The following is a 16847-nucleotide window of genomic DNA, read 5'->3' as shown; positions in this document are numbered from 1 at the left end:
CGCCCAGTTGCTGATCAGTCGAAGCGGATGAAGGTGCGCAGCCCCGCCCCGCGGACGTCACGGGTCTCGGTGAACCCCAGCGATTCATAGAATGCTCGCTGGCCCGGTTCATCATCGGTGATCAGCACCTTCTGGCGCACGTGGGCGAAGGGGGTGATGGCGCGGATGAACAGCTCGCGACCGATTCCGCGGCGCTGGTGCTCAGGGTGGACCAGGATGTCCTGCAGATAGGCGATAGTCTCGCCGTCGGAGATCACCCGGGCCAGCCCCAGCAGCTCCTTTTTCTCCCAGGCGGTGATGACCAGGGCTGAACCCGATACGGCCCGCTCCAACTGGGCGGGATCCTTGGTGTAGGTGCTCCACCCCACCGCATTGTAGAGGCCGGCCAGCTGAGCCGCTGAGGGAACTGTGCCCTTACGAAAAATAGCCATACCTTAGGCCTCAGAAGACAATCGTGGTGTTGTTATCGCGGATGACCCGGTCCTCACAGTGCCATTTCACGGCACGGGAGAGCACCGCGCGCTCCACATCGGCACCGTAGCGGGTCAACTGGGCGACGTCGTCGGCGTGGGAGACCCGGATGACATCCTGTTCGATGATCGGACCCTCGTCCAGGTCCTCGGTGACGTAATGTGCCGTGGCCCCGATCAGCTTGACCCCGCGGTCCTTGGCCTTCTGGTAGGGGCCGGCGCCGATGAAGGCAGGCAGGAAGCTGTGGTGGATATTGATCACCGGCACTGCGACCTCCTCCAGGAACTCAGGGGAGAGGATCTGCATATAGCGAGCCAGCACCACCAGATCCACCCGGCCGCGCAGGATCTCCAGATGCTGGGCCTCTGCGGCTGATTTGTTGTCCTTCTGCACCGGAACGTGGACGTAGTCGATGCCGAACCGGCGGACGTCCTCCTCCAGGTCCGGATGGTTGGAGATCACCACCGGGATCTCCATCGGCAGCTCCCCGCGGCGGTGGCGCCAGAGCAGGTCCAGCAGGCAGTGGTCGGTCTTGGAGGCGAAGATCGCCACCCGCTTGGGCGCAGCGGCGTCAGTGAGCTTGAACTCCATAGCGAAGGGCCCCGCCAGGCGCTCGCGGACGGTCTGTTCGATCTCATTGCGTCGCTGGGCGAACCCCGGCAGATGGAATACCGTGCGCTGGAAGAACCGCCCGCCCTCCAAGCCGGTGGAATACTGGTCCAGGGCGATGATGTTCCCGCCGAGCTCTGCGATCAGCTCGGAGACTGCAGCGACGATGCCGTGCTGGTCGGGGCAGGAGATGATCAGGCGGGCGATGTCAGGGCGTTGGCTCACCCGCCACATCTTACGGATTTTTCTCCTGGGCATGTTCCCTGCTAAGATTTCTAGGTCCATTCCTCCGTAGCTCAATGGCAGAGCACTCGACTGTTAATCGAGTGGTTGCTGGTTCGAGTCCAGCCGGGGGAGCAGCCGGAGGCCTCAGTCATCGCGACTGGGGCCTCTGTTCTTTTTATTAGGATGGTGGCGTGACTGAGCTCAAGCGGATTACGGTGTTCACCGGCGGGGCTTCTGGACATGACCTCACCTATCAGCAGGAGGTCCGGGAGCTGGGCGCAGCCCTGGCCCGTGCGGGCATAGGGGTGGTCTACGGCGGCGGCAAAGTCGGGCTGATGGGCCAGATCGCGGACTCCGCGCTGGAGGCTGGGGGAGAAGTCACCGGGGTGATCCCCGAGGTGCTGGTGGAGCGCGAGGTGGCCCACCGCGGAGTCACCGATCTGCATGTGGTGCCTGATATGCATGTGCGCAAAGCCCGGCTCGGGGAACTGGGCGATGCCTTCGTGGCCCTGCCCGGCGGGATGGGGACCCTAGAAGAGCTCTTTGAGGTCTGGACCTGGCAGTACCTGGGCATCCACAGCAAGCCGGTGGCGCTCTACAACACCAAAGGGTTCTGGGACCCGCTGCTGGAGATGATTGATCACCAGGTCAGCGAAGGCTTCATCGCCGCCTGGCGCCGGGACGCCCTGGTCATCGCGGAGGAGCCTGAGGAGCTCATCGGCAAGCTGCGCGGCTGGGAGATCAGGCACTTCGAGCCGGCATAGGAAACGGGGCCGCCAGAGGGCGACCCCGTAGTGTGCCTGAGCTGGGGGTGGAGCAGGCTCAGGCGTCGATCTCCTTCTTCTCCTCCTGGCCGGAGACTTCGGTGGCCTCGGCGCCGCTGGAGGAGATCCTGATCCGGTGCGGCTTCTCCTCGGCGTAGACACCGGGCACCACGACCTTCAGCACACCATGGGTGTACTCGGCGGTGATGGAGTTCTCGTCCACATCCGCGGGCAGAGTCACGGTGCGGGAGAAGCTGCCGTAGCGCACCTCGCGCAGTCCCTCCGCCTCGGTCTGGCTGCGCCGTTCCCCGGAGATGGTCAGTGTGCGGCCAGTCAGCTCCACCGAGACATCGTTCTCCGGGTCGATGCCGGGCAGATCGGCCTGCAGCACCAGGTTCTCGCCGTCCCGGTGAGCGTCCACCGCAGGTACGAACCCGGAGTTGCGCTGGACCTCCTGGGCCAGCGGGCTGCGGATCGAGCGCACCATGTCGTCAAACACGGAGAAGGGATCCAAGCGGGTCAGAGGGGTGTTGATCATCAGTAATCAGCTCCTTTCGCAAAAGCAACTCATCACCTACAACGGTGAGATCAGTGCCACCTCAGCACTGTCACTGATTGAGAACGACGACGCCGGCCCAGCTATTCCCACAACTTGAGTCAACTCCGCTCAAGTTATTTCCTCGGGTACTCACCGATGCGGTTTATGGTGCCTTTCTCTCACGTAACGGACTAAGGTGGACCTATCTTGTAGGGTGTGAGGCATGACTGCTGATCCCACCACCACCTCTGAAACCACACCGCCTGCGGCCCCCAGGCCCGCCCGGAAACCCCGGGTCCAACGAATGCTGAAGGTGGTGCGCACCGAACAGCTGACCCCGCATATGGTGCGAGTGGTGCTCGGCGGGGAACAGTTCGGCGATATCGAGTTCAAGGCTGATACCGACCAGTACATCAAGCTGCTCTTCGCCGACCCAGCGCTGGAGCTGTCCCGGCCTTATGACATGGAAACACTGCGCGAACAGTTGGCCCCTGAGCTGATGCCGGTGACCAGGACCTACACCATCCGCCACATCGATTGGGAGAACCGGCAGATCTGGGTGGACTTCGTGATCCACGGAGACCAGGGCATTGCCGGCCCCTGGGCGGCCCATGCCCAGCCGGGAGACGTCATCAGCTTCTTCGGCCCCGGCTCCGGCTACTCTCCGCGCCCCGAGGCCGACTTCCACCTCATCGCTGGGGATGAGTCGGCTCTTCCTGCCATCTCAGCTGCATTGGAGGGGCTGGGGGAGCAGGCCCGCGGCGCCGTGGTACTGGAAGTGCGGGACAGCAGTGAGGAGGTGCCGCTGAGCGTTCCCCCGGGAGTGGAGCTGACCTGGCTGCACCGGGGGGAGTTCACTCCAGAATCCGCTGCGCTGGCAGAGTACCTGCAGGCCCTGGAGATCCCTGCCGGTGATGTGCAGGTTTTCATCCACGGCGAGCGGGAGCAGATGAAACTGATCCGCAGGCTGCTGGTGGAGCAGCGCGGCCTTCCCCGCAAGGGCATGTCGCTGTCGGCCTACTGGGCCTATGGTCGAGTGGAGGACCAGTTCCAGGCTGAGAAACGCACACCCCTGGGCAGGATCGACCCGGAGGCTTAGCCCGCCACGCCGGCGCTGGTGCCGATGACCAGGGCGAGGACCAACCAGCCCACCAGGACCAGCACAGTCAGGGCGGCGCAGATCCCGCCGTAGCGGGTATAGCCGGACAGCCGGTGGTCCGCCTGATCCCGCATAGTCCCGGAGAGCAGCAGGAACAGGTCAATCACGGTCCAAGCGCCCACTACTGCGAGTAGTGCCAAGCCGATATTGGCCAGTCCCAGAGCCATAAACACCGCTCCGCCACAGCACAGTGCGGTCTTCAGCACCGCGGTGGGGATATAGCCCAGATAGTAGCGCTGGGCACCCACCGGCCCCAGGAACAGCGCCAGAGCCCAGGCGATCAGAAACTTCTTGGCCGACTCAGGCTGGTTCTCGAAAGCCCGCCGGTCCTCCTCGGTATAGGTGTTGGCGTAGAGCTCGTCGAGATCATAGACACCGGCCATACCTAAGATTCTACTGTGCCGTGCTGAGCCCGCGGGGGACCCTATGCTAGGCAGTAGGTGGTAGTTTGGGACGTGATTAACCGCTTCTCAACTATGGATGGAGGCGCTGTCTTGGCGCAGCACACCAAGGGCACGGCACCGAAACCTTCGCTGTTCGAGATCGCCAAGGTTCTGGTGCGACTGGGACCGAAACAGATCAACGACGAGATCACCCTGGCCGTGGCCCAGATGAAGGCCAAGGGGATCGCAGCCGGTATCGCCGCTGCGCTGATGGTGGTGGGCCTGGTGTTCCTCACCTTCCTGGTGGTGGCACTGATCGTGGCGGCCATCGCAGGTCTGCACGCCGCAGGACTGGCCCTCTGGCTCGCTGCGCTCACCGTAGCTGGGGCCTTTCTGCTGATCGCTGCGCTCTTCGCGCTGATCGGGATGCTCAAGCTCAAAAAAGCCATGCCGCTGAAGCCTGAGGATGCGATCCGCGGCTTCCGTCTGGACCTCGGCGTGGCGCGGGAAGGCACCGATTTTGACCCCCGCTCCCTGGACCGTGAGGACGAGGCGAAGCGCCGAGCCAAGGCTGAGGCCAAGCGCCAGGTAGCCGAGCAGAAGAAGCGCGAGGCCAAGACCCCCGGTGCAGGGCAGCCCCAGCAGCCCAGTTACTCGGAGCTGCTGCGCCGCACCGCGCTGCGCCGCGATCACATCGCCGGGCTGCAGGACCAGCTGCGCAGCCGGTTCCCCAAGAAGAAGCCGGCGGATGATGAGCTGGCCAGTGAACCGCTATCTGCCGCCAAGGAGCCTGCCGCGCCCCAGCCCAGCGGGTCCGGACCCCAGCGGCAGGGCGCGGAGAGGGCCCAGGACGCCAAGAGCTTCCTCGCCCAGCGCTGGAAGCCGCTGGCGGTGGCTGGCGGAGCCACTGCGGCAGCCGGGGCCTTTCTGCGTGAGCTGATCAAGAAATAGACTAACCGGGTGAGAATCATTGGTGCCGGAACCCGTCAGGGTTTCGAGTACACCGTGCATCAGACGTTCTGGACCGTGCCGAACGTCGTGACGGTGCTGCGGTTTCTGCTGGTCCCCGTTTTCGTCTACTTTGTGCGCGAAGACCAGTACATGACCGCTTTCTGGGTGTTGGTGGTGCTCGCCGCCACCGACTGGATCGACGGGTTCATCGCGCGGTTCTTCAACCAGATGTCCACAGTGGGCCGCTGGCTGGACCCACTGGCGGACCGAGTGGCGATGATCATTGTCACCCTGGCGCTGGTGCACTACGAGATCGCCCCCGATTGGCTCATCTGGGCCATCCTGATCCCTGATCTGGTGCTCTTCGCCCATGCTGCGCTGTTCTTTGCCGGCACCCCGCACCTCTCGGTCTCCGGAATGGGCAAAGTGCGTACCGCCTGCCTGATGATCAGCCTGCCGATGCTGCTGCTGGCCCAGCTGCCCGAGTTCCAGGAACGGCTGAACGGGCTCTTCCCCCTGGTGGCAGAGTCGCTGCTGATCGCAGGGGTGGTCATGCATGTCATCGCCTCCATCGACTATCTCTTCCAGGCCCAGGCCAAGTTCTGGCGGCTGCGCCGTGCCGGGATCAACACCTGGAAACGCAGCACCTGGGCGCGGATCGGCATCAGCGCTGAGCAGCAGGACCCGCTGCTGACCGGCGCTGTCCCGCGCATCCCCGCAGAGCAGCAGGAGCAGGATGCCCTGGTCACTGAGGGCGCCTCGGGCAGTGGATCCGGCGCCGGTAGTGCACCGAGGAGGGCCCGCGTCCAGTGAGCGAGCTCAAGCCGCTGACCGTACTCATCGCCGCCGACACCTACCCCCCCGATGTCAACGGGGCAGCCGTGTTCGGCTACCGGCTGGCCAAGCATATGAGCGCCCGCGGGCATCAGGTCCACATCGCCGCTGCCCGCCCCGGGCCGGGTCCGGACACCGTGGAGCACCGGGAGGAGGCCACCATCCACCGGTTCCGCTCCTTCAAGGCCCCCACCCACGAGTACTTCCGGCTGTGCCTGCCGCAGCTGGTGGAACCGGCCATGCGCCGGTTGGTGAGCCAGGTCCAGCCCGATGTGATCCATGTACAGTGCCACTACATGATCGGCAAGGCAGCGATCCTGGCAGCTGAAGCCGCCCGGGTGCGCCTGATCGCCACCAACCACTTCATGCCAGAGAACCTGGACCCTTTCCTGCCGTTCCCGCAATGGTTCAAGAACATCGTCTCCCGCAACTCCTGGCGGGATATGGGCCGGCTGATGGGCAAAGCCTCGGTGGTCACCACCCCCACCCCGCTGGCAGCGGAGACCATGAAGGCCAAGGGCGGATTCGACCAGGTGCTGCCGCTGTCCAACGGGATCGACGTGAACTACTACAGTCCCCGACCGGGGGAGGCCATCCCCGCCCGGGAGAAGCCCACAGTGCTGTTCGTGGGCCGGCTGGCGGTGGAGAAGAACGTGGATGTGCTCATTGATGCGGTGGCCAAGACTGATCCGGCCCTGCAGATCACCGCGGAGATCGTGGGCGATGGCGAGCAGCGGGACCGGCTGCGCCAGCAGGCCGCCGATCTGGGGCTGGAGGGGCGGATCCTCTTCCGTGGCCACATCGACGACGCCGCCCTCCGTGAGGCCTATCTGGCAGCGGACGTGTTCTGCCAGCCCGGCACCGCCGAACTGCAGTCGCTGGTCTCACTGGAGGCGATGAGCGCAGGCAAGCCGGTGGTGCTCGCCGACGCCCTGGCCCTGCCGCATCTGGTGGTGGAGGGGGAGAACGGGTACCTGTTCGAGCCCTATAACAGCGATCATTTGGCCCAGCAGCTGAACAAGATCTTCAGCGCATCCCCCGTGGAGCGGGCGGCGATGGGCGCGGTCAGCCGGGAGAAGGCCAATCAGCACGCCATCGGCAAGACTATGGCCTCCTATGAGGCGCTCTACTACGGAAACGACTGGGTGGATACTTATCAGTTCGACTGGTGAAGTGAGGATGCCAGGCTGATCAGCCGCCGGGCCGATTCCTCCCAGGAATAGGCCATGCTGCGCCGGTGCGCGGCTCTGCTGGCCGCACTGAAAGTCTCCCGGCTCTCCAGGCGAGCCACAGCTGCTGCCAGCCCGGCGGCGTCGTCGTCCCTCACCGTCTGGGCAGCCGGGGTGCCGGCGAGCTCCCCTGCGACCTCCCGGAAGATGGGCAGATCGCTGGTGATCACCGGGGTGCCGTGGCGCAGCGCCTCGACCACCGGCAGGCAGAAGCCTTCGGCCCGGGAGAGAGTGACCAGGGCGGTGGCCCGCCGCAGCAGCCGGTGGTAGTGCTCCTCACTGACACTGTTGTGGAACACCAGCTGGCCGGGACGCTGCGCCAGTGCGCTGAGCTGGGCCCGCTGCGCGGGATCGATGGGGGAGCACAGGTGCAGCCGGTACTCGGGGAGCAGGTTCATCCCGGCGATCAGGGCCGGGACGTTCTTGTAGTCCATGAACGAACCCATGTACACCAGCTCTTTGGCCGGCGTCTGACCAGGATCGCGCGGGGAGTCTACGGGCTGGGGGGCGTTGGGGATCAGATGCACCTGACGTTTGGTGAGCCGGTGGGCGGCCATCAGATCGGCGGTGGTCTGCGAGACTGTGGCCACGGCATCGGCTCGGTTCAGGAACAGCCGCTGCGGGGCATAGCTGAGGTGGTAGGCCCGCCAGCCCACCCGTACCGGAGCGGGGAGATTCCGCGGTGGGGTGCGGTGCTGGTAGTAGATGAGATCGTGCAGGGTCAGGATCAGCGGATACCTCCGGCCCAGGCTGCCCATGGTCTGCATGGGGGAGAAGACCACATCGGGGCAGTGGCGGTTGAGCTGGGCGGCCACAAACGGCTCCTGCGGCCCGGTGGGCGAGCTGATCTGCAGGTGCGGCAGATCCGGCAGCAGTCTCAGCTGCGCCGGATCGCTGATCAGCATAGTGATCTGGGCCTTATCCGCTGCAGCGGCCACCAACGAGGCCGTGTACCGCGAGATCCCGTCATGCACCCGGGTGCGCACATAACGGCAGTCCATGAAGAGCCTCATGGACACAGTCTGTCATTCTCAGCTTCTGTCCTGCCCCACTTGGGACGATAGAGAAGATGACGACGACGCCTGCCCACGAGTTCTGGATTGAGGCACCCTATTCTGCCCGGGTGCGTGAGACGGCCCTACCTGAGCCGGGCGCTGAAGAGGTACTGATCGAGACCGAGTTCTCGGCGCTCTCCCCGGGTACCGAGACCCTGATCTACCGTGGCGAGGTCCCGGAGACGGTGACCGCACTGATGGCTGCCCCGCAGCAGCTCGGTGAGCTGCCCTGCCCGGTCAGCCACGGGTATCTCAATGTGGGCAGGGTGAGCCGGGGGCCGCAGGAGCTGCTGGGCCAGCGGGTGTTCACCCTCGCCGGGCACCGCAGCCATGTGGTGGTGCCGGGCGCGGACTGTCACCCGGTGCCGGAGGGGATGCCCAGTGAGCGCGCCTTGCTGGCCGGGATCGCTGAGGTCGGCCTCAACGCGGTCTGGGAGTCTCAGGTGACCCTGGGTGACCGGGTAGCGGTGGTCGGAGCCGGGCTGGTGGGGTTGGTGACCGCCCTGCTGCTGCAGCGGCTTTCTCCTGCGCGGCTGCAGGTGCTGGAGACTGCCCCCGGCCGGCGCCGCCGGGCACAGCAGCTTGGATTGGACGCGGTCAGCCCGGAGGCTGCCGAGGCTGACAACGATGCCGTGCTGCACACCTCGGCCACCGCCTTAGGACTGGCCCGGGCTCTGGAGATCACCGGGGACGATGCTGTGCTGGTGGAGATGTCCTGGTACGGGGCGGCAGAGCCGCAGGTGCCGCTGGGCGCGGACTTCCACGCCCGGCGACTGCGCCTGATCTCCAGCCAAGTGGGGCAGGTGGCCGCACCGAGGAGGCTGCGCCGCAGCCGCAGCTCGCGGTTGGCAGCAGCGCTGAACCTGCTTGATGAGCGATTCGACGCCTTGGTGACCGGCAGCTCGCCGCTGGAGCAGCTGCCGCAGGTCATGGACGCCTTTGCCCGTGGCCAGGACTGGACCCGGGATGAGATCCTGCATGTTGTCACCTATCACTGAGCCAGTCGAGATCGGAGCCTGCCATGATGACTGAACGCACCCCGCTGTTCCGGCTGAGCGTGGATGACCACGTGATGATCGCCCACTCCCTGCCCGGGGAGTTCTTCGGCCCCGCCCAGCAGCTGCACGGGGCAACACTGGCGATCTCAGCGACCTTCGAGCGCCGCGGGCTGAACGAGCACGCAGTGGTGATGGACATCGGATTGGCCGCTGAGCTGCTCTCCGGTGTGCTGGAGCCGCTGCGCTACCAGAACTTGGACGAGCACCCGGACTTTGCGGGGAAAATCACCACCACTGAGGTGGTCTGTCAGTATGTGGGGCTGCAGCTGGCTGAGGCGTTGCCGCAGGGACACGGGCTGAACGCCCTGGAGGTCTCCGCGGAGGAGCATCCGCGGGCGCGGGCCTCGGTGAGGATAGACCTTCAGCCATGAGCGCCGCGCAGCCTGTGCTGTGGCTGGAGCCTGAGCTGGGGGCTGTCAGCGGAGGGCTGCGCTATAACCAGCAGCTGCGCCAGGCACTGGCTGGCGCCGGGGTGCCGGTGGAGACGCTGCGCCTGCCGGTGCCGAGCTTTGCCGAGGGCGCAGGGGCCGAACAGCTGGCTCAGGCCCGCCAGCAGCTCCGTCCTCAGCTGGTGGTGATCGACGGACTGATCGGCTCCGCCCATCCTGAGCTCTTTGCCGAGGATTCTGCACTTCCGGGCAGGACGGTGCTGCTGGTGCACCTCTCGGCTGCCGCAGCGCTCGCCGCCGAGGGCAGAGGCGATCCGGAGGCGGTGAGCCGTGAGAAGTGGGCCGTTCTGGAGGCAGACCATGTGCTGACCGTCAGCCGGTGGAGTGCCGCCGAGCTGCGGCGCCGCTACCGGCGCCAAGATATTCGGGTTGCTGTGCCGGGAGTGAAGGTCCCTCAGCCGGCTCCAGTCCCAGACAGCCGAAGCCAGGTGCCGCAGCTGGTCAGTGTGGGGGCCCTGAACCCGTTGAAGAACCATGCGCTGCTGAGCCGGGCGCTTCAGCCTCTCTTGGATCTGGACTGGCAGCTGGTGCTGGCCGGTCCGGGGGCTGATGAGCCGTTCGGTCAGCAGCTGCTCCTCGAGCTTGATCAGCGGCTGCCTGGCCGCCTGGCCTACCGCGGGGTACTGGAGTCTGAACAGTTAGGTGAGCTCTGGGCCGGTGCGCAGCTGCTTCTGCTGCCTTCTCTGGTGGAGACCTACGGGATGGTGGTCACCGAGGCCTGTGCGCACGGGGTGCCGGCCTTCGTCTCGGCCGGAACTGGGGCGGAGGAGGCCGCCGGGCAGGCGGGAGTCCCGCTGGATCCTCAGTCTCCGGGCATCTGGTCGGACCGGCTTCGCCGTTTCTTGGTGAGCGGCGAGGACCGGGCCCAGCTGCGGGAGGCGGCGTTGCGGCGTCGCCGTAGTCTGCCCACCTGGGACGAGGCGGCCCAGGTGCTGGCTGGGCTCGGTTAGGATGGAGCAGCTGCCTCAGCGGCAGCGGTGATGCAGCCACCGGGGTTAGCTCAGTTGGTTAGAGCAGAGGACTCATAATCCTTTGGTCGTGGGTTCAAGTCCCACACCCCGGACCACACTCCCTGTTTCGGGTCCTGTCCCCGGCCGGGATCGCGAGCCAGCGGGCGGCCCAGCAGATGCTCAGTGTTGGCCCAGGTCAGTTCCAGGTGCACGTATCTATCATGGCCGGTATCGCGGCCCATCAGTAGCTCCGCGACGACGGACGACCCCTAGACGAGGAGAAGTCATGACGAGCAAAGTTGAGCAGTCTGTTGTGGTAGATGTCCCGCTGTCCACCGCCTATAACCAGTGGACCCAGTTTGAAGAATTCCCCCATTTCATGGACGGCGTATCCGCCGTCAACCAGCTGAGCGATAAGAAGCTCGAGTGGGTCGCTGAGATCGGCGGCGTAAAGCGTACCTGGGAGGCCGACATCCTGGAACAGGTCCCGGACCAGAAGGTCGCCTGGGCCGCCACGGAGGGGGCCACAAATTCCGGGGTAGTCACCTTCAAGGCTGCCGGCCCGGACCGCACCGAAGTGCACCTGGTGCTGGAGTATGAGCCCGAGGACTGGCTCGAGAAGATCGGTGACAAGCTCAATGTCGTGGAAAACCGCGCTGAGAAGGACTTGGAGCGGTTCAAGGAGTTCATCGAGTCCAAGGGCCACTCCACCGGAGCCTGGCGGGGTGAGATCCACGACGGCCCCGGATCTGGGGCCTCCGGTGCAGCCGGACCGGCCGCGGGCGCCCCGGGAAACCCGGAGGATCCCGGAGCAGGCACAACCCGCCTTCCCTGAGGGACCTGAAGGTCCATCCGAATACTGGCTGATTCTGCGGAGGCAGTCTCTGATGCGCCGCTCTTCCTCGCCGCTGCAGGCGAGTGGAGGGCGGCGTCTTTCTGTTCGGGTCTGCTGGCTGCGTGAGCGCCGGTGAAAGCTCTCCCGAGTTTGATCCGGATCAATCTCCGCCTGCTAGGGGAAGCAGGACCGAGGGTTCGAGTTCGCCGAGCATCAGCAGCGGGTTGATGTAGTTCCCGTGCAGGCGCACGCCCCAGTGGAGGCAGGGTTGGTCGCAGTGGTTGGAGCTGTCGTCGTAGGTGCTCAGGGCTGCCACCACCTCCCCCTGAGCCACCGCCTCCCCGACCTCGAGTTCGGACTCCACTGGCTCAAAGGAGCTCACATACCCGGCACCATGGTTGATGGAGAGCACCTCACGGTTGACCACGGCACCGGAGAAGCTCACCACCCCATCGGCGGGGGACCGGACCTCCCCGCCGGCCGGCACCGCCAGGTCCACGCCCCGGTGCCCGGCCGCCCACGGAGCCGGTGGCGCCTGGTACTCCTGGACCAGCCCGCCCGGGACAGGGCGCTGCCATTGGGGGTGCTCAGCAGCTGCCGGGGGCATGCCGAGCAGGGCCAGCAGCATCAGCAGCGCCAGCAGGGCACTGCGCGGCCGCGGCCCCCAGAACAGCGGCCGGTCACCGGCCACCAGGGGCACAGGCGCCGGGGGCGTCGTCGTCATCACCGGTGCGCTGGACATGGCACCAGAATCGCTGCAGGAGTGAGCAGCGGCAGGAAGCGCCCGCCCAGCCGTGGGGAGGCCGGCGCGCCGATGTAGCAGGAGCTGAGTTGGGGAAAACTCTGGGGCGCGCTAGACTGAGCACCAGCAGCTTGACTGTGCGCACTTCACGGTGCCCACCGCAGAGCTGACTACGCGCGTGGAAAGTCCATCTGACCCCAGATGGGAACACTCCCTTCGGTCCATCCAGAACGCTCCTGAACCAGGAGCTTTTTGCATGTCAGGGAACGTTAGGCACCCGCCTCAGCACCACGCTAGGAGCCCGGGAGAACCGGGCACCCGGAGCAGTCCGGGACAAACAGCAACCGATAAACAACAAGCCGGAGCTGCGTGGCCGCGCCACGTTCAAAGCCCGGCACTGAAAGGACATCATGCCTGTCGTCACTATGCGTCAGCTGCTCGACTCCGGTGTGCACTTCGGCCACCAGACCCGCCGCTGGAACCCCAAGATGAAGCGCTACATCTTCACCGAGCGCAACGGCATCTACATCGTGGACCTCCAGCAGTCGCTGACCTACATCGACCGCGCCTACGAGTTCATCAAGCAGACTGTCGCCCACGGCGGCTCCATCCTCTTCGTCGGCACCAAGAAGCAGGCTCAGGAAGCCATCCAGGAGCAGGCCACCCGCGTGGGACAGCCCTACGTCAACCACCGCTGGCTCGGCGGTATGCTCACCAACTTCCAGACCGTCTCCAAGCGCGTGCAGCGCATGAAGGAACTGGAAGAGATCGACTACGAGGACGTCGCCGGCTCTGGATACACCAAGAAGGAGCTGCTGCTGCTCTCCCGCGAGCTGGAGAAGCTGCATGCCAACCTCGGCGGTATCCGCAATATGTCCAAGACCCCCTCCGCCATCTGGGTGGTGGACACCAATAAGGAGCACCTGGCCGTAGACGAGGCCAAGAAGCTCGGCATCCCGGTGATCGGCATCCTGGACACCAACTGCGACCCTGATGAGGTCAACTACCCGATCCCGGGCAATGACGACGCCATCCGGTCCGTGGACCTGCTCACCCGAGTAGTGGCCGACGCCGTGGCCGATGGCCTGATTGCCCGCGACGAGAAGCGCGGCGGCGGCTCCGGTGCCGCAGCAGAGCCGATGGCCGAATGGGAGCGCGAACTGCTGGAGCAGCACGCTGCCGAGCAGAAGTCCGCTGAGGCCCCCGCCCAGGCTTCCCCGACCACTGCGGACGACGCTGCAGCTGAGGCTGAGACCGGTGAGGCAGAGGTCCCCACCAACGCTGAGGCCGGCGAGGCCGCAGAGAAGACCGAAAGCTGACCACTACTTTCCGACTGATCCTTAACCGAGAGGACCGTAGAACCCCATGGCGAACTACACTGCTGCTGACATCAAGGCGCTGCGTGAGAAGACTGGCGCCGGCATGATGGACGTGAAGAAGGCGCTCGACGAGGCTGACGGCGATGTGGAGAAGGCCATTGAGGCCATCCGCATCAAGGGCCTCAAAGGCGCTGCCAAGCGTGAGGGCCGCTCAGCTGCCGAGGGCATTGTGTTGGCCCAGGTGGTCGGCGGCACCACCGGCTACCTGCTGGAGGTCAACGCAGAGACCGACTTCGTGGCAAAGTCTGACAAGTTTGTCTCCCTGGCCGAGAAGGTCCTCGAGACCGCAGTGGCCAATGAGCTGGACAACGTAGAGGCTCTGCTGGAGGCTCAGGTCGATGGCCGCAAGGTCAGCGACTTCGTGACTGAGGAGGGTGGTGCGATCCTCGGCGAGAAGATCGTGGTGCGCCGCCTGGCCAAGGTCACCGGCGCCTATGTGGACGCCTATCTGCACAAGACCTCCAAGGACCTCCCGGCTCAGGTGGGGGTGCTTGTGGCAGTGGACGCTGACACTGAGGACGCCCAGACCGCTGCTCACGATGTGGCCGTGCACGCTGCCGCCATTGTTCCCACCTACCTCACCCGGGATGAGGTCCCGGCCGAGACCGTGGAGAACGAACGCCGCATCGCTGAGGAGACTGCCAAGGCTGAGAACAAGCCCGAGCAGGCGATCCCCAAGATCGTGGAGGGCCGCACCAACGCCTACTTCAAGGAGCATGTGCTGGTGGACCAGCCTTTCGCCAAGGACCCCAAGCAGTCCGTGGCCAAGGTGCTCGAGGCAGCCGGGACCAAGGCTGTGGCCTTCGCGCGGTTCCGCGTAGGAAACTGACGCAGCAGCAGGGTAGGATTACCGGCAACGCCTGAACGCTGATAAAGGGGGTGACCATCTCAAAGATGGTCACCCCCTTTTCGCATGTCTGATGAAGGAGCCCCATGACTGAAACCATCGCCCCCGGATCCTCAATCCGCCGCCGCGTACTGCTCAAACTCTCCGGAGAGGTTTTCGGCGGAGGGGCGGTGGGCGTGGATCCCGCCACTGTGCGCGGGATCGCCGAACAGATTGCCGCCGTCCGTGACCAGGTAGAAGTGGCAGTGGTGGTCGGCGGCGGCAACTTCTTCCGCGGGGCCGAACTCTCTGCGGCAGGGATGGACCGTGCCCGCGCCGACTACATCGGCATGCTGGGCACGGTGATGAACGCCCTGGCCCTTCAAGACTTCCTGGAGCAGGCCGGACAGCCCACCCGAGTCCAGACGGCCATCGGCATGGCCCAGGTCGCCGAGCCCTATATCCCGCTTCGCGCCATCCGGCACATGGAGAAGGGCCGGGTAGTGATATTCGGCGCCGGTGCCGGCATGCCCTACTTCTCCACCGACACCGTCTGCGCCCAGCGGGCCCTGGAGGTCGGCGCCGAGATGGTGCTCATGGGCAAGTCCGGAGTGGACGGTGTCTACACTGCCGATCCGCGCAAGGACAGCACCGCCCAGAAACTGGACCATCTGACCTATACCGAGGCCCTCCACCGCGATATCCGGGTGATGGACCAGACCGCCATGACCATGTGCAACGACAACGGGCTGAACATGCGGGTCTTCGGCATGGAAGCCGCCGGCAACGTTACGCAGGCCCTGCTCGGCGAGACCATCGGCACCCTGGTCACCCCATAAGGCACCCAGAACGACGACGCCCACCCACTGAGGCCGTGCCCGCGCCGTCGTTGTGGTCCCGCCAGATAGACTGTGGGGCAACGCCAAACTGATCAAGGAGACACCCGTGACTGATGAGACCCTGCTCGAAGCCGAGGAAATGATGCAGCGCTCTGTGGAAGCCACCTCGGAGGACTTCGGCACTGTGCGCACCGGCCGCGCCAACCCCGCCCTGTACTCCAAGGTGCTGGTGGACTACTACGGCGCACCGACCCCGCTGCAGCAGCTGGCCTCCTTCACCACCCCGGATGCTCGCACTATCCTCATCACTCCCTATGACACGGGAGCTATGCGGGATATCGAGAAGGCGCTCTCCGACTCCGAGATCGGCGCCAATCCCTCCAATGATGGCAAGCAGATCCGCATCACCATGCCGGACCTGACCGAGGAGCGCCGCAGAGAGTACGTGAAGCTGGTCAAGTCCAAGGCTGAGGACCACAAGGTCTCGGTGCGCAACGTGCGCCGCAAGGCCAAGGAGGCCATCGACAAAGCCGTCAAGGACGGCGAGATCGGTGAGGACGATGGCGACCGCGCCCTCAAGGAGCTCGACGGGCTCACCAAGCAGTACACCGAGCGCATCGACGAGATGGCCAAACGCAAGGAAGCTGAGCTCCTCGAGGTCTGAGCTTGATGCCTGAGGCGGCCTCCCCACCCAAACGCAAGGTCTCGGCCGGTCGCAATCTGCCGGCGGCAATCACCACCGGCCTGCTGCTGCTGGTACCGGCGGTCTTTGGGATCTTCTTCGTTCCGCCCTTGCTCATCGCGGTCTGGATCGTGGTGCTCTGCCTGGGTGTCTGGGAAGTGGCCCGGGCCCTGGAAGCCCATGACTTTGAGAGTGCTCCGAGGCTTCGGATACCAAAGATCCCCCTCTACCTGGGTGCTGCCGCCATGCCGGTGGCTGCCTACTGGGGCGGGGTGGAGGCACTGACCCTGGGGCTGATGATCACCGGGGTGGCGGTCCTGGTGGGCGCAGTGGTCTGGCGGGTCCCGGATCCGGGCCGCAGTATCGTGGCTTCCCTGTTCGTGGCCTGCTGGGTGCCGTACCTGATCTCCTTCGCGCTGCTGCTGCTCCAGGTGGAGCAGGGTCAGTGGCGGCTGGCCGTGGTGGTGCTGTTAGTGGTCGCCAACGATCTTTTCGGCTACATCGCCGGGGTCTTCTTCGGCCGGCACCCGATGGCGCCCAAGGTCTCGCCCAAGAAGTCCTGGGAGGGTTTTGCCGGCTCCCTGACAGGTGCGGGGGCAGTAGGCGTTCTCGCCTCTTGGCTGATCTTCGATGAGCCGCTGTTCATCGGTGCCCTGCTCGCGGCCGCTGTGGTGGTGGCGGCCACCGCCGGGGATTTCAGCGAATCGATGGTCAAACGGGAACTCGGCCTCAAGGACATGTCCCAGGCGCTGCCCGGCCATGGCGGAGTGATGGACCGGCTGGACTCCTTAGTCTTCGCGATGCCCACCGCGTACTTCGTGATCGTGGCGTTGACCGGGGACACCGCCTCCCTGCCGTTAGGCTAATAC

Annotated in this window: 20 protein-coding genes and 2 tRNA genes; 16 read left to right on the top strand and 6 right to left on the bottom strand. The window is 65.4% G+C overall.

From position 1 onward, the window contains the following. Positions 1 to 14: 14 nt before the first annotated feature. On the bottom strand, positions 15 to 431 hold the full coding sequence (locus GNZ21_RS10730) for a GNAT family N-acetyltransferase (RefSeq protein ID WP_157324155.1): 417 nt from the start codon (positions 429 to 431) through the stop codon (positions 15 to 17). A 10-nt stretch (positions 432 to 441) separates the two neighbouring features. Continuing rightward, positions 442 to 1314 (bottom strand): formyltetrahydrofolate deformylase, encoded by an 873-nt coding sequence (gene purU, locus GNZ21_RS10725; RefSeq protein WP_157324205.1) that lies wholly within the window; start codon positions 1312 to 1314, stop codon positions 442 to 444. A gap of 51 nt (positions 1315 to 1365) precedes the next feature. Here purU and GNZ21_RS10720 point away from each other — a divergent pair. Together GNZ21_RS10720 and GNZ21_RS10715 are read left to right on the top strand one after the other, a co-directional pair. Continuing rightward, a tRNA-Asn gene (locus tag GNZ21_RS10720) sits at positions 1366 to 1437 on the top strand. A gap of 59 nt (positions 1438 to 1496) precedes the next feature. Further along, positions 1497 to 2069 (top strand): LOG family protein, encoded by a 573-nt coding sequence (locus tag GNZ21_RS10715; protein WP_188503481.1) that lies wholly within the window; start codon positions 1497 to 1499, stop codon positions 2067 to 2069. Positions 2070 to 2127: 58 nt separating this feature from the next. On the opposite strand, the gene GNZ21_RS10710 is transcribed toward GNZ21_RS10715, so the two are convergent. Beyond that, entirely contained in the window at positions 2128 to 2607 is a 480-nt protein-coding gene (locus tag GNZ21_RS10710) for an Hsp20/alpha crystallin family protein (protein ID WP_157324153.1), read from the bottom strand. Positions 2608 to 2830: 223 nt separating this feature from the next. Between GNZ21_RS10710 and GNZ21_RS10705 the strand changes: the two genes are divergently transcribed. Next, the gene (locus GNZ21_RS10705; RefSeq protein ID WP_157324151.1) at positions 2831 to 3706 is read left to right on the top strand and encodes a siderophore-interacting protein; all 876 of its coding nucleotides are present in this window, start codon (positions 2831 to 2833) and stop codon (positions 3704 to 3706) included. Here GNZ21_RS10705 and GNZ21_RS10700 read toward each other — a convergent pair. Further along, positions 3703 to 4149 carry an NINE protein gene (locus tag GNZ21_RS10700; RefSeq protein ID WP_157324150.1) on the bottom strand — a complete coding sequence of 149 codons (447 nt, stop codon included), beginning with the start codon at positions 4147 to 4149 and terminating at the stop codon, positions 3703 to 3705. The two genes, GNZ21_RS10705 and GNZ21_RS10700, sit on opposite strands and share 4 nt — an antisense overlap. Before the next feature lie 111 nt (positions 4150 to 4260). Between GNZ21_RS10700 and GNZ21_RS10695 the strand changes: the two genes are divergently transcribed. From GNZ21_RS10695 to GNZ21_RS10685, 3 genes are read left to right on the top strand one after another with little or no spacing between them, the layout of a single operon-like run. Continuing rightward, entirely contained in the window at positions 4261 to 5100 is an 840-nt protein-coding gene (locus tag GNZ21_RS10695) for a phage holin family protein (RefSeq protein WP_157324149.1), read from the top strand. Between the two features lie 9 nt (positions 5101 to 5109). Then, the gene (locus tag GNZ21_RS10690) at positions 5110 to 5913 is read left to right on the top strand and encodes a CDP-alcohol phosphatidyltransferase family protein (protein WP_188503480.1); all 804 of its coding nucleotides are present in this window, start codon (positions 5110 to 5112) and stop codon (positions 5911 to 5913) included. After that, a complete protein-coding gene (locus GNZ21_RS10685; protein WP_188503479.1) occupies positions 5910 to 7106 on the top strand; it encodes a glycosyltransferase in 1197 nt (398 codons plus the stop codon). The genes GNZ21_RS10690 and GNZ21_RS10685 overlap by 4 nt, the downstream gene beginning before the upstream one ends. Here the strand turns inward: GNZ21_RS10685 and GNZ21_RS10680 are convergent. Further along, positions 7091 to 8176, bottom strand: coding sequence for a glycosyltransferase (locus GNZ21_RS10680; RefSeq protein ID WP_157324148.1), 1086 nt, complete (start codon positions 8174 to 8176; stop codon positions 7091 to 7093). The two genes, GNZ21_RS10685 and GNZ21_RS10680, sit on opposite strands and share 16 nt — an antisense overlap. 56 nt (positions 8177 to 8232) lie before the next feature. Here GNZ21_RS10680 and GNZ21_RS10675 point away from each other — a divergent pair, with 56 nt between their 5' ends. The 5 genes from GNZ21_RS10675 (at position 8233) to GNZ21_RS10655 (ending at position 11510) form a co-directional block, all read left to right on the top strand. Next, positions 8233 to 9216, top strand: coding sequence for a dehydrogenase (locus tag GNZ21_RS10675; protein ID WP_157324147.1), 984 nt, complete (start codon positions 8233 to 8235; stop codon positions 9214 to 9216). 26 nt (positions 9217 to 9242) lie between these two features. Continuing rightward, positions 9243 to 9647 (top strand): 6-pyruvoyl trahydropterin synthase family protein, encoded by a 405-nt coding sequence (locus tag GNZ21_RS10670; protein ID WP_229659390.1) that lies wholly within the window; start codon positions 9243 to 9245, stop codon positions 9645 to 9647. Further along, the gene (locus tag GNZ21_RS10665; protein ID WP_157324146.1) at positions 9644 to 10675 is read left to right on the top strand and encodes a glycosyltransferase family 4 protein; all 1032 of its coding nucleotides are present in this window, start codon (positions 9644 to 9646) and stop codon (positions 10673 to 10675) included. The genes GNZ21_RS10670 and GNZ21_RS10665 overlap by 4 nt, the downstream gene beginning before the upstream one ends. Before the next feature lie 39 nt (positions 10676 to 10714). Continuing rightward, positions 10715 to 10791 (top strand) — tRNA-Ile (locus tag GNZ21_RS10660). Positions 10792 to 10961: 170 nt separating this feature from the next. Next, positions 10962 to 11510 (top strand): SRPBCC family protein, encoded by a 549-nt coding sequence (locus GNZ21_RS10655; protein ID WP_157324145.1) that lies wholly within the window; start codon positions 10962 to 10964, stop codon positions 11508 to 11510. A 160-nt stretch (positions 11511 to 11670) separates the two neighbouring features. Here the strand turns inward: GNZ21_RS10655 and GNZ21_RS10650 are convergent, their stop codons facing one another. Continuing rightward, positions 11671 to 12252: a M23 family metallopeptidase gene (locus tag GNZ21_RS10650; protein WP_229659389.1), complete on the bottom strand. Its 582-nt coding sequence runs from the start codon at positions 12250 to 12252 to the stop codon at positions 11671 to 11673. Positions 12253 to 12662: 410 nt separating this feature from the next. Between GNZ21_RS10650 and rpsB the strand changes: the two genes are divergently transcribed. From rpsB to GNZ21_RS10625, 5 genes are all read left to right on the top strand, one after another. Then, a complete protein-coding gene (gene rpsB / locus GNZ21_RS10645) occupies positions 12663 to 13571 on the top strand; it encodes a 30S ribosomal protein S2 (RefSeq protein WP_157324144.1) in 909 nt (302 codons plus the stop codon). 46 nt (positions 13572 to 13617) lie between these two features. Beyond that, entirely contained in the window at positions 13618 to 14460 is an 843-nt protein-coding gene (gene tsf / locus GNZ21_RS10640) for a translation elongation factor Ts (protein ID WP_157324143.1), read from the top strand. A gap of 104 nt (positions 14461 to 14564) precedes the next feature. Further along, on the top strand, positions 14565 to 15296 hold the full coding sequence (gene pyrH / locus GNZ21_RS10635) for a UMP kinase (RefSeq protein ID WP_157324141.1): 732 nt from the start codon (positions 14565 to 14567) through the stop codon (positions 15294 to 15296). A 106-nt stretch (positions 15297 to 15402) separates the two neighbouring features. Next, a complete protein-coding gene (gene frr, locus GNZ21_RS10630) occupies positions 15403 to 15960 on the top strand; it encodes a ribosome recycling factor (RefSeq protein ID WP_188503478.1) in 558 nt (185 codons plus the stop codon). A gap of 5 nt (positions 15961 to 15965) precedes the next feature. Beyond that, positions 15966 to 16844, top strand: a complete 879-nt coding sequence (locus tag GNZ21_RS10625) for a phosphatidate cytidylyltransferase (RefSeq protein ID WP_157324139.1) — start codon at positions 15966 to 15968, stop codon at positions 16842 to 16844. The last annotated feature ends 3 nt before the right edge of the window (positions 16845 to 16847 follow it).

The organism is Nesterenkonia alkaliphila (assembly GCF_009758175.1).
Classification (GTDB): Bacteria; Actinomycetota; Actinomycetes; order Actinomycetales; family Micrococcaceae; genus Nesterenkonia; species Nesterenkonia alkaliphila.
This window is presented reverse-complemented; position numbering and strand designations above follow the sequence as displayed.

Excerpts from the sequence above, each read along its gene's own strand:
- GNZ21_RS10675 (WP_157324147.1), top strand. The coding sequence starts at position 8,233 with ATGACGACGACGCCTGCCCACGAGTTCTGGATTGAGGCACCCTATTCT.
- GNZ21_RS10730 (WP_157324155.1), bottom strand. The coding sequence starts at position 431 with ATGGCTATTTTTCGTAAGGGCACAGTTCCCTCAGCGGCTCAGCTGGCC.
- GNZ21_RS10700 (WP_157324150.1), bottom strand. The coding sequence starts at position 4,149 with ATGGCCGGTGTCTATGATCTCGACGAGCTCTACGCCAACACCTATACC.
- GNZ21_RS10625 (WP_157324139.1), top strand. The coding sequence starts at position 15,966 with ATGCCTGAGGCGGCCTCCCCACCCAAACGCAAGGTCTCGGCCGGTCGC.
- GNZ21_RS10650 (WP_229659389.1), bottom strand. The coding sequence starts at position 12,252 with ATGTCCAGCGCACCGGTGATGACGACGACGCCCCCGGCGCCTGTGCCC.
- pyrH (WP_157324141.1), top strand. The coding sequence starts at position 14,565 with ATGACTGAAACCATCGCCCCCGGATCCTCAATCCGCCGCCGCGTACTG.
- GNZ21_RS10665 (WP_157324146.1), top strand. The coding sequence starts at position 9,644 with ATGAGCGCCGCGCAGCCTGTGCTGTGGCTGGAGCCTGAGCTGGGGGCT.
- tsf (WP_157324143.1), top strand. The coding sequence starts at position 13,618 with ATGGCGAACTACACTGCTGCTGACATCAAGGCGCTGCGTGAGAAGACT.
- rpsB (WP_157324144.1), top strand. The coding sequence starts at position 12,663 with ATGCCTGTCGTCACTATGCGTCAGCTGCTCGACTCCGGTGTGCACTTC.
- purU (WP_157324205.1), bottom strand. The coding sequence starts at position 1,314 with ATGTGGCGGGTGAGCCAACGCCCTGACATCGCCCGCCTGATCATCTCC.
- GNZ21_RS10710 (WP_157324153.1), bottom strand. The coding sequence starts at position 2,607 with ATGATCAACACCCCTCTGACCCGCTTGGATCCCTTCTCCGTGTTTGAC.
- GNZ21_RS10655 (WP_157324145.1), top strand. The coding sequence starts at position 10,962 with ATGACGAGCAAAGTTGAGCAGTCTGTTGTGGTAGATGTCCCGCTGTCC.
- GNZ21_RS10670 (WP_229659390.1), top strand. The coding sequence starts at position 9,243 with ATGACTGAACGCACCCCGCTGTTCCGGCTGAGCGTGGATGACCACGTG.
- GNZ21_RS10705 (WP_157324151.1), top strand. The coding sequence starts at position 2,831 with ATGACTGCTGATCCCACCACCACCTCTGAAACCACACCGCCTGCGGCC.
- GNZ21_RS10680 (WP_157324148.1), bottom strand. The coding sequence starts at position 8,176 with ATGAGGCTCTTCATGGACTGCCGTTATGTGCGCACCCGGGTGCATGAC.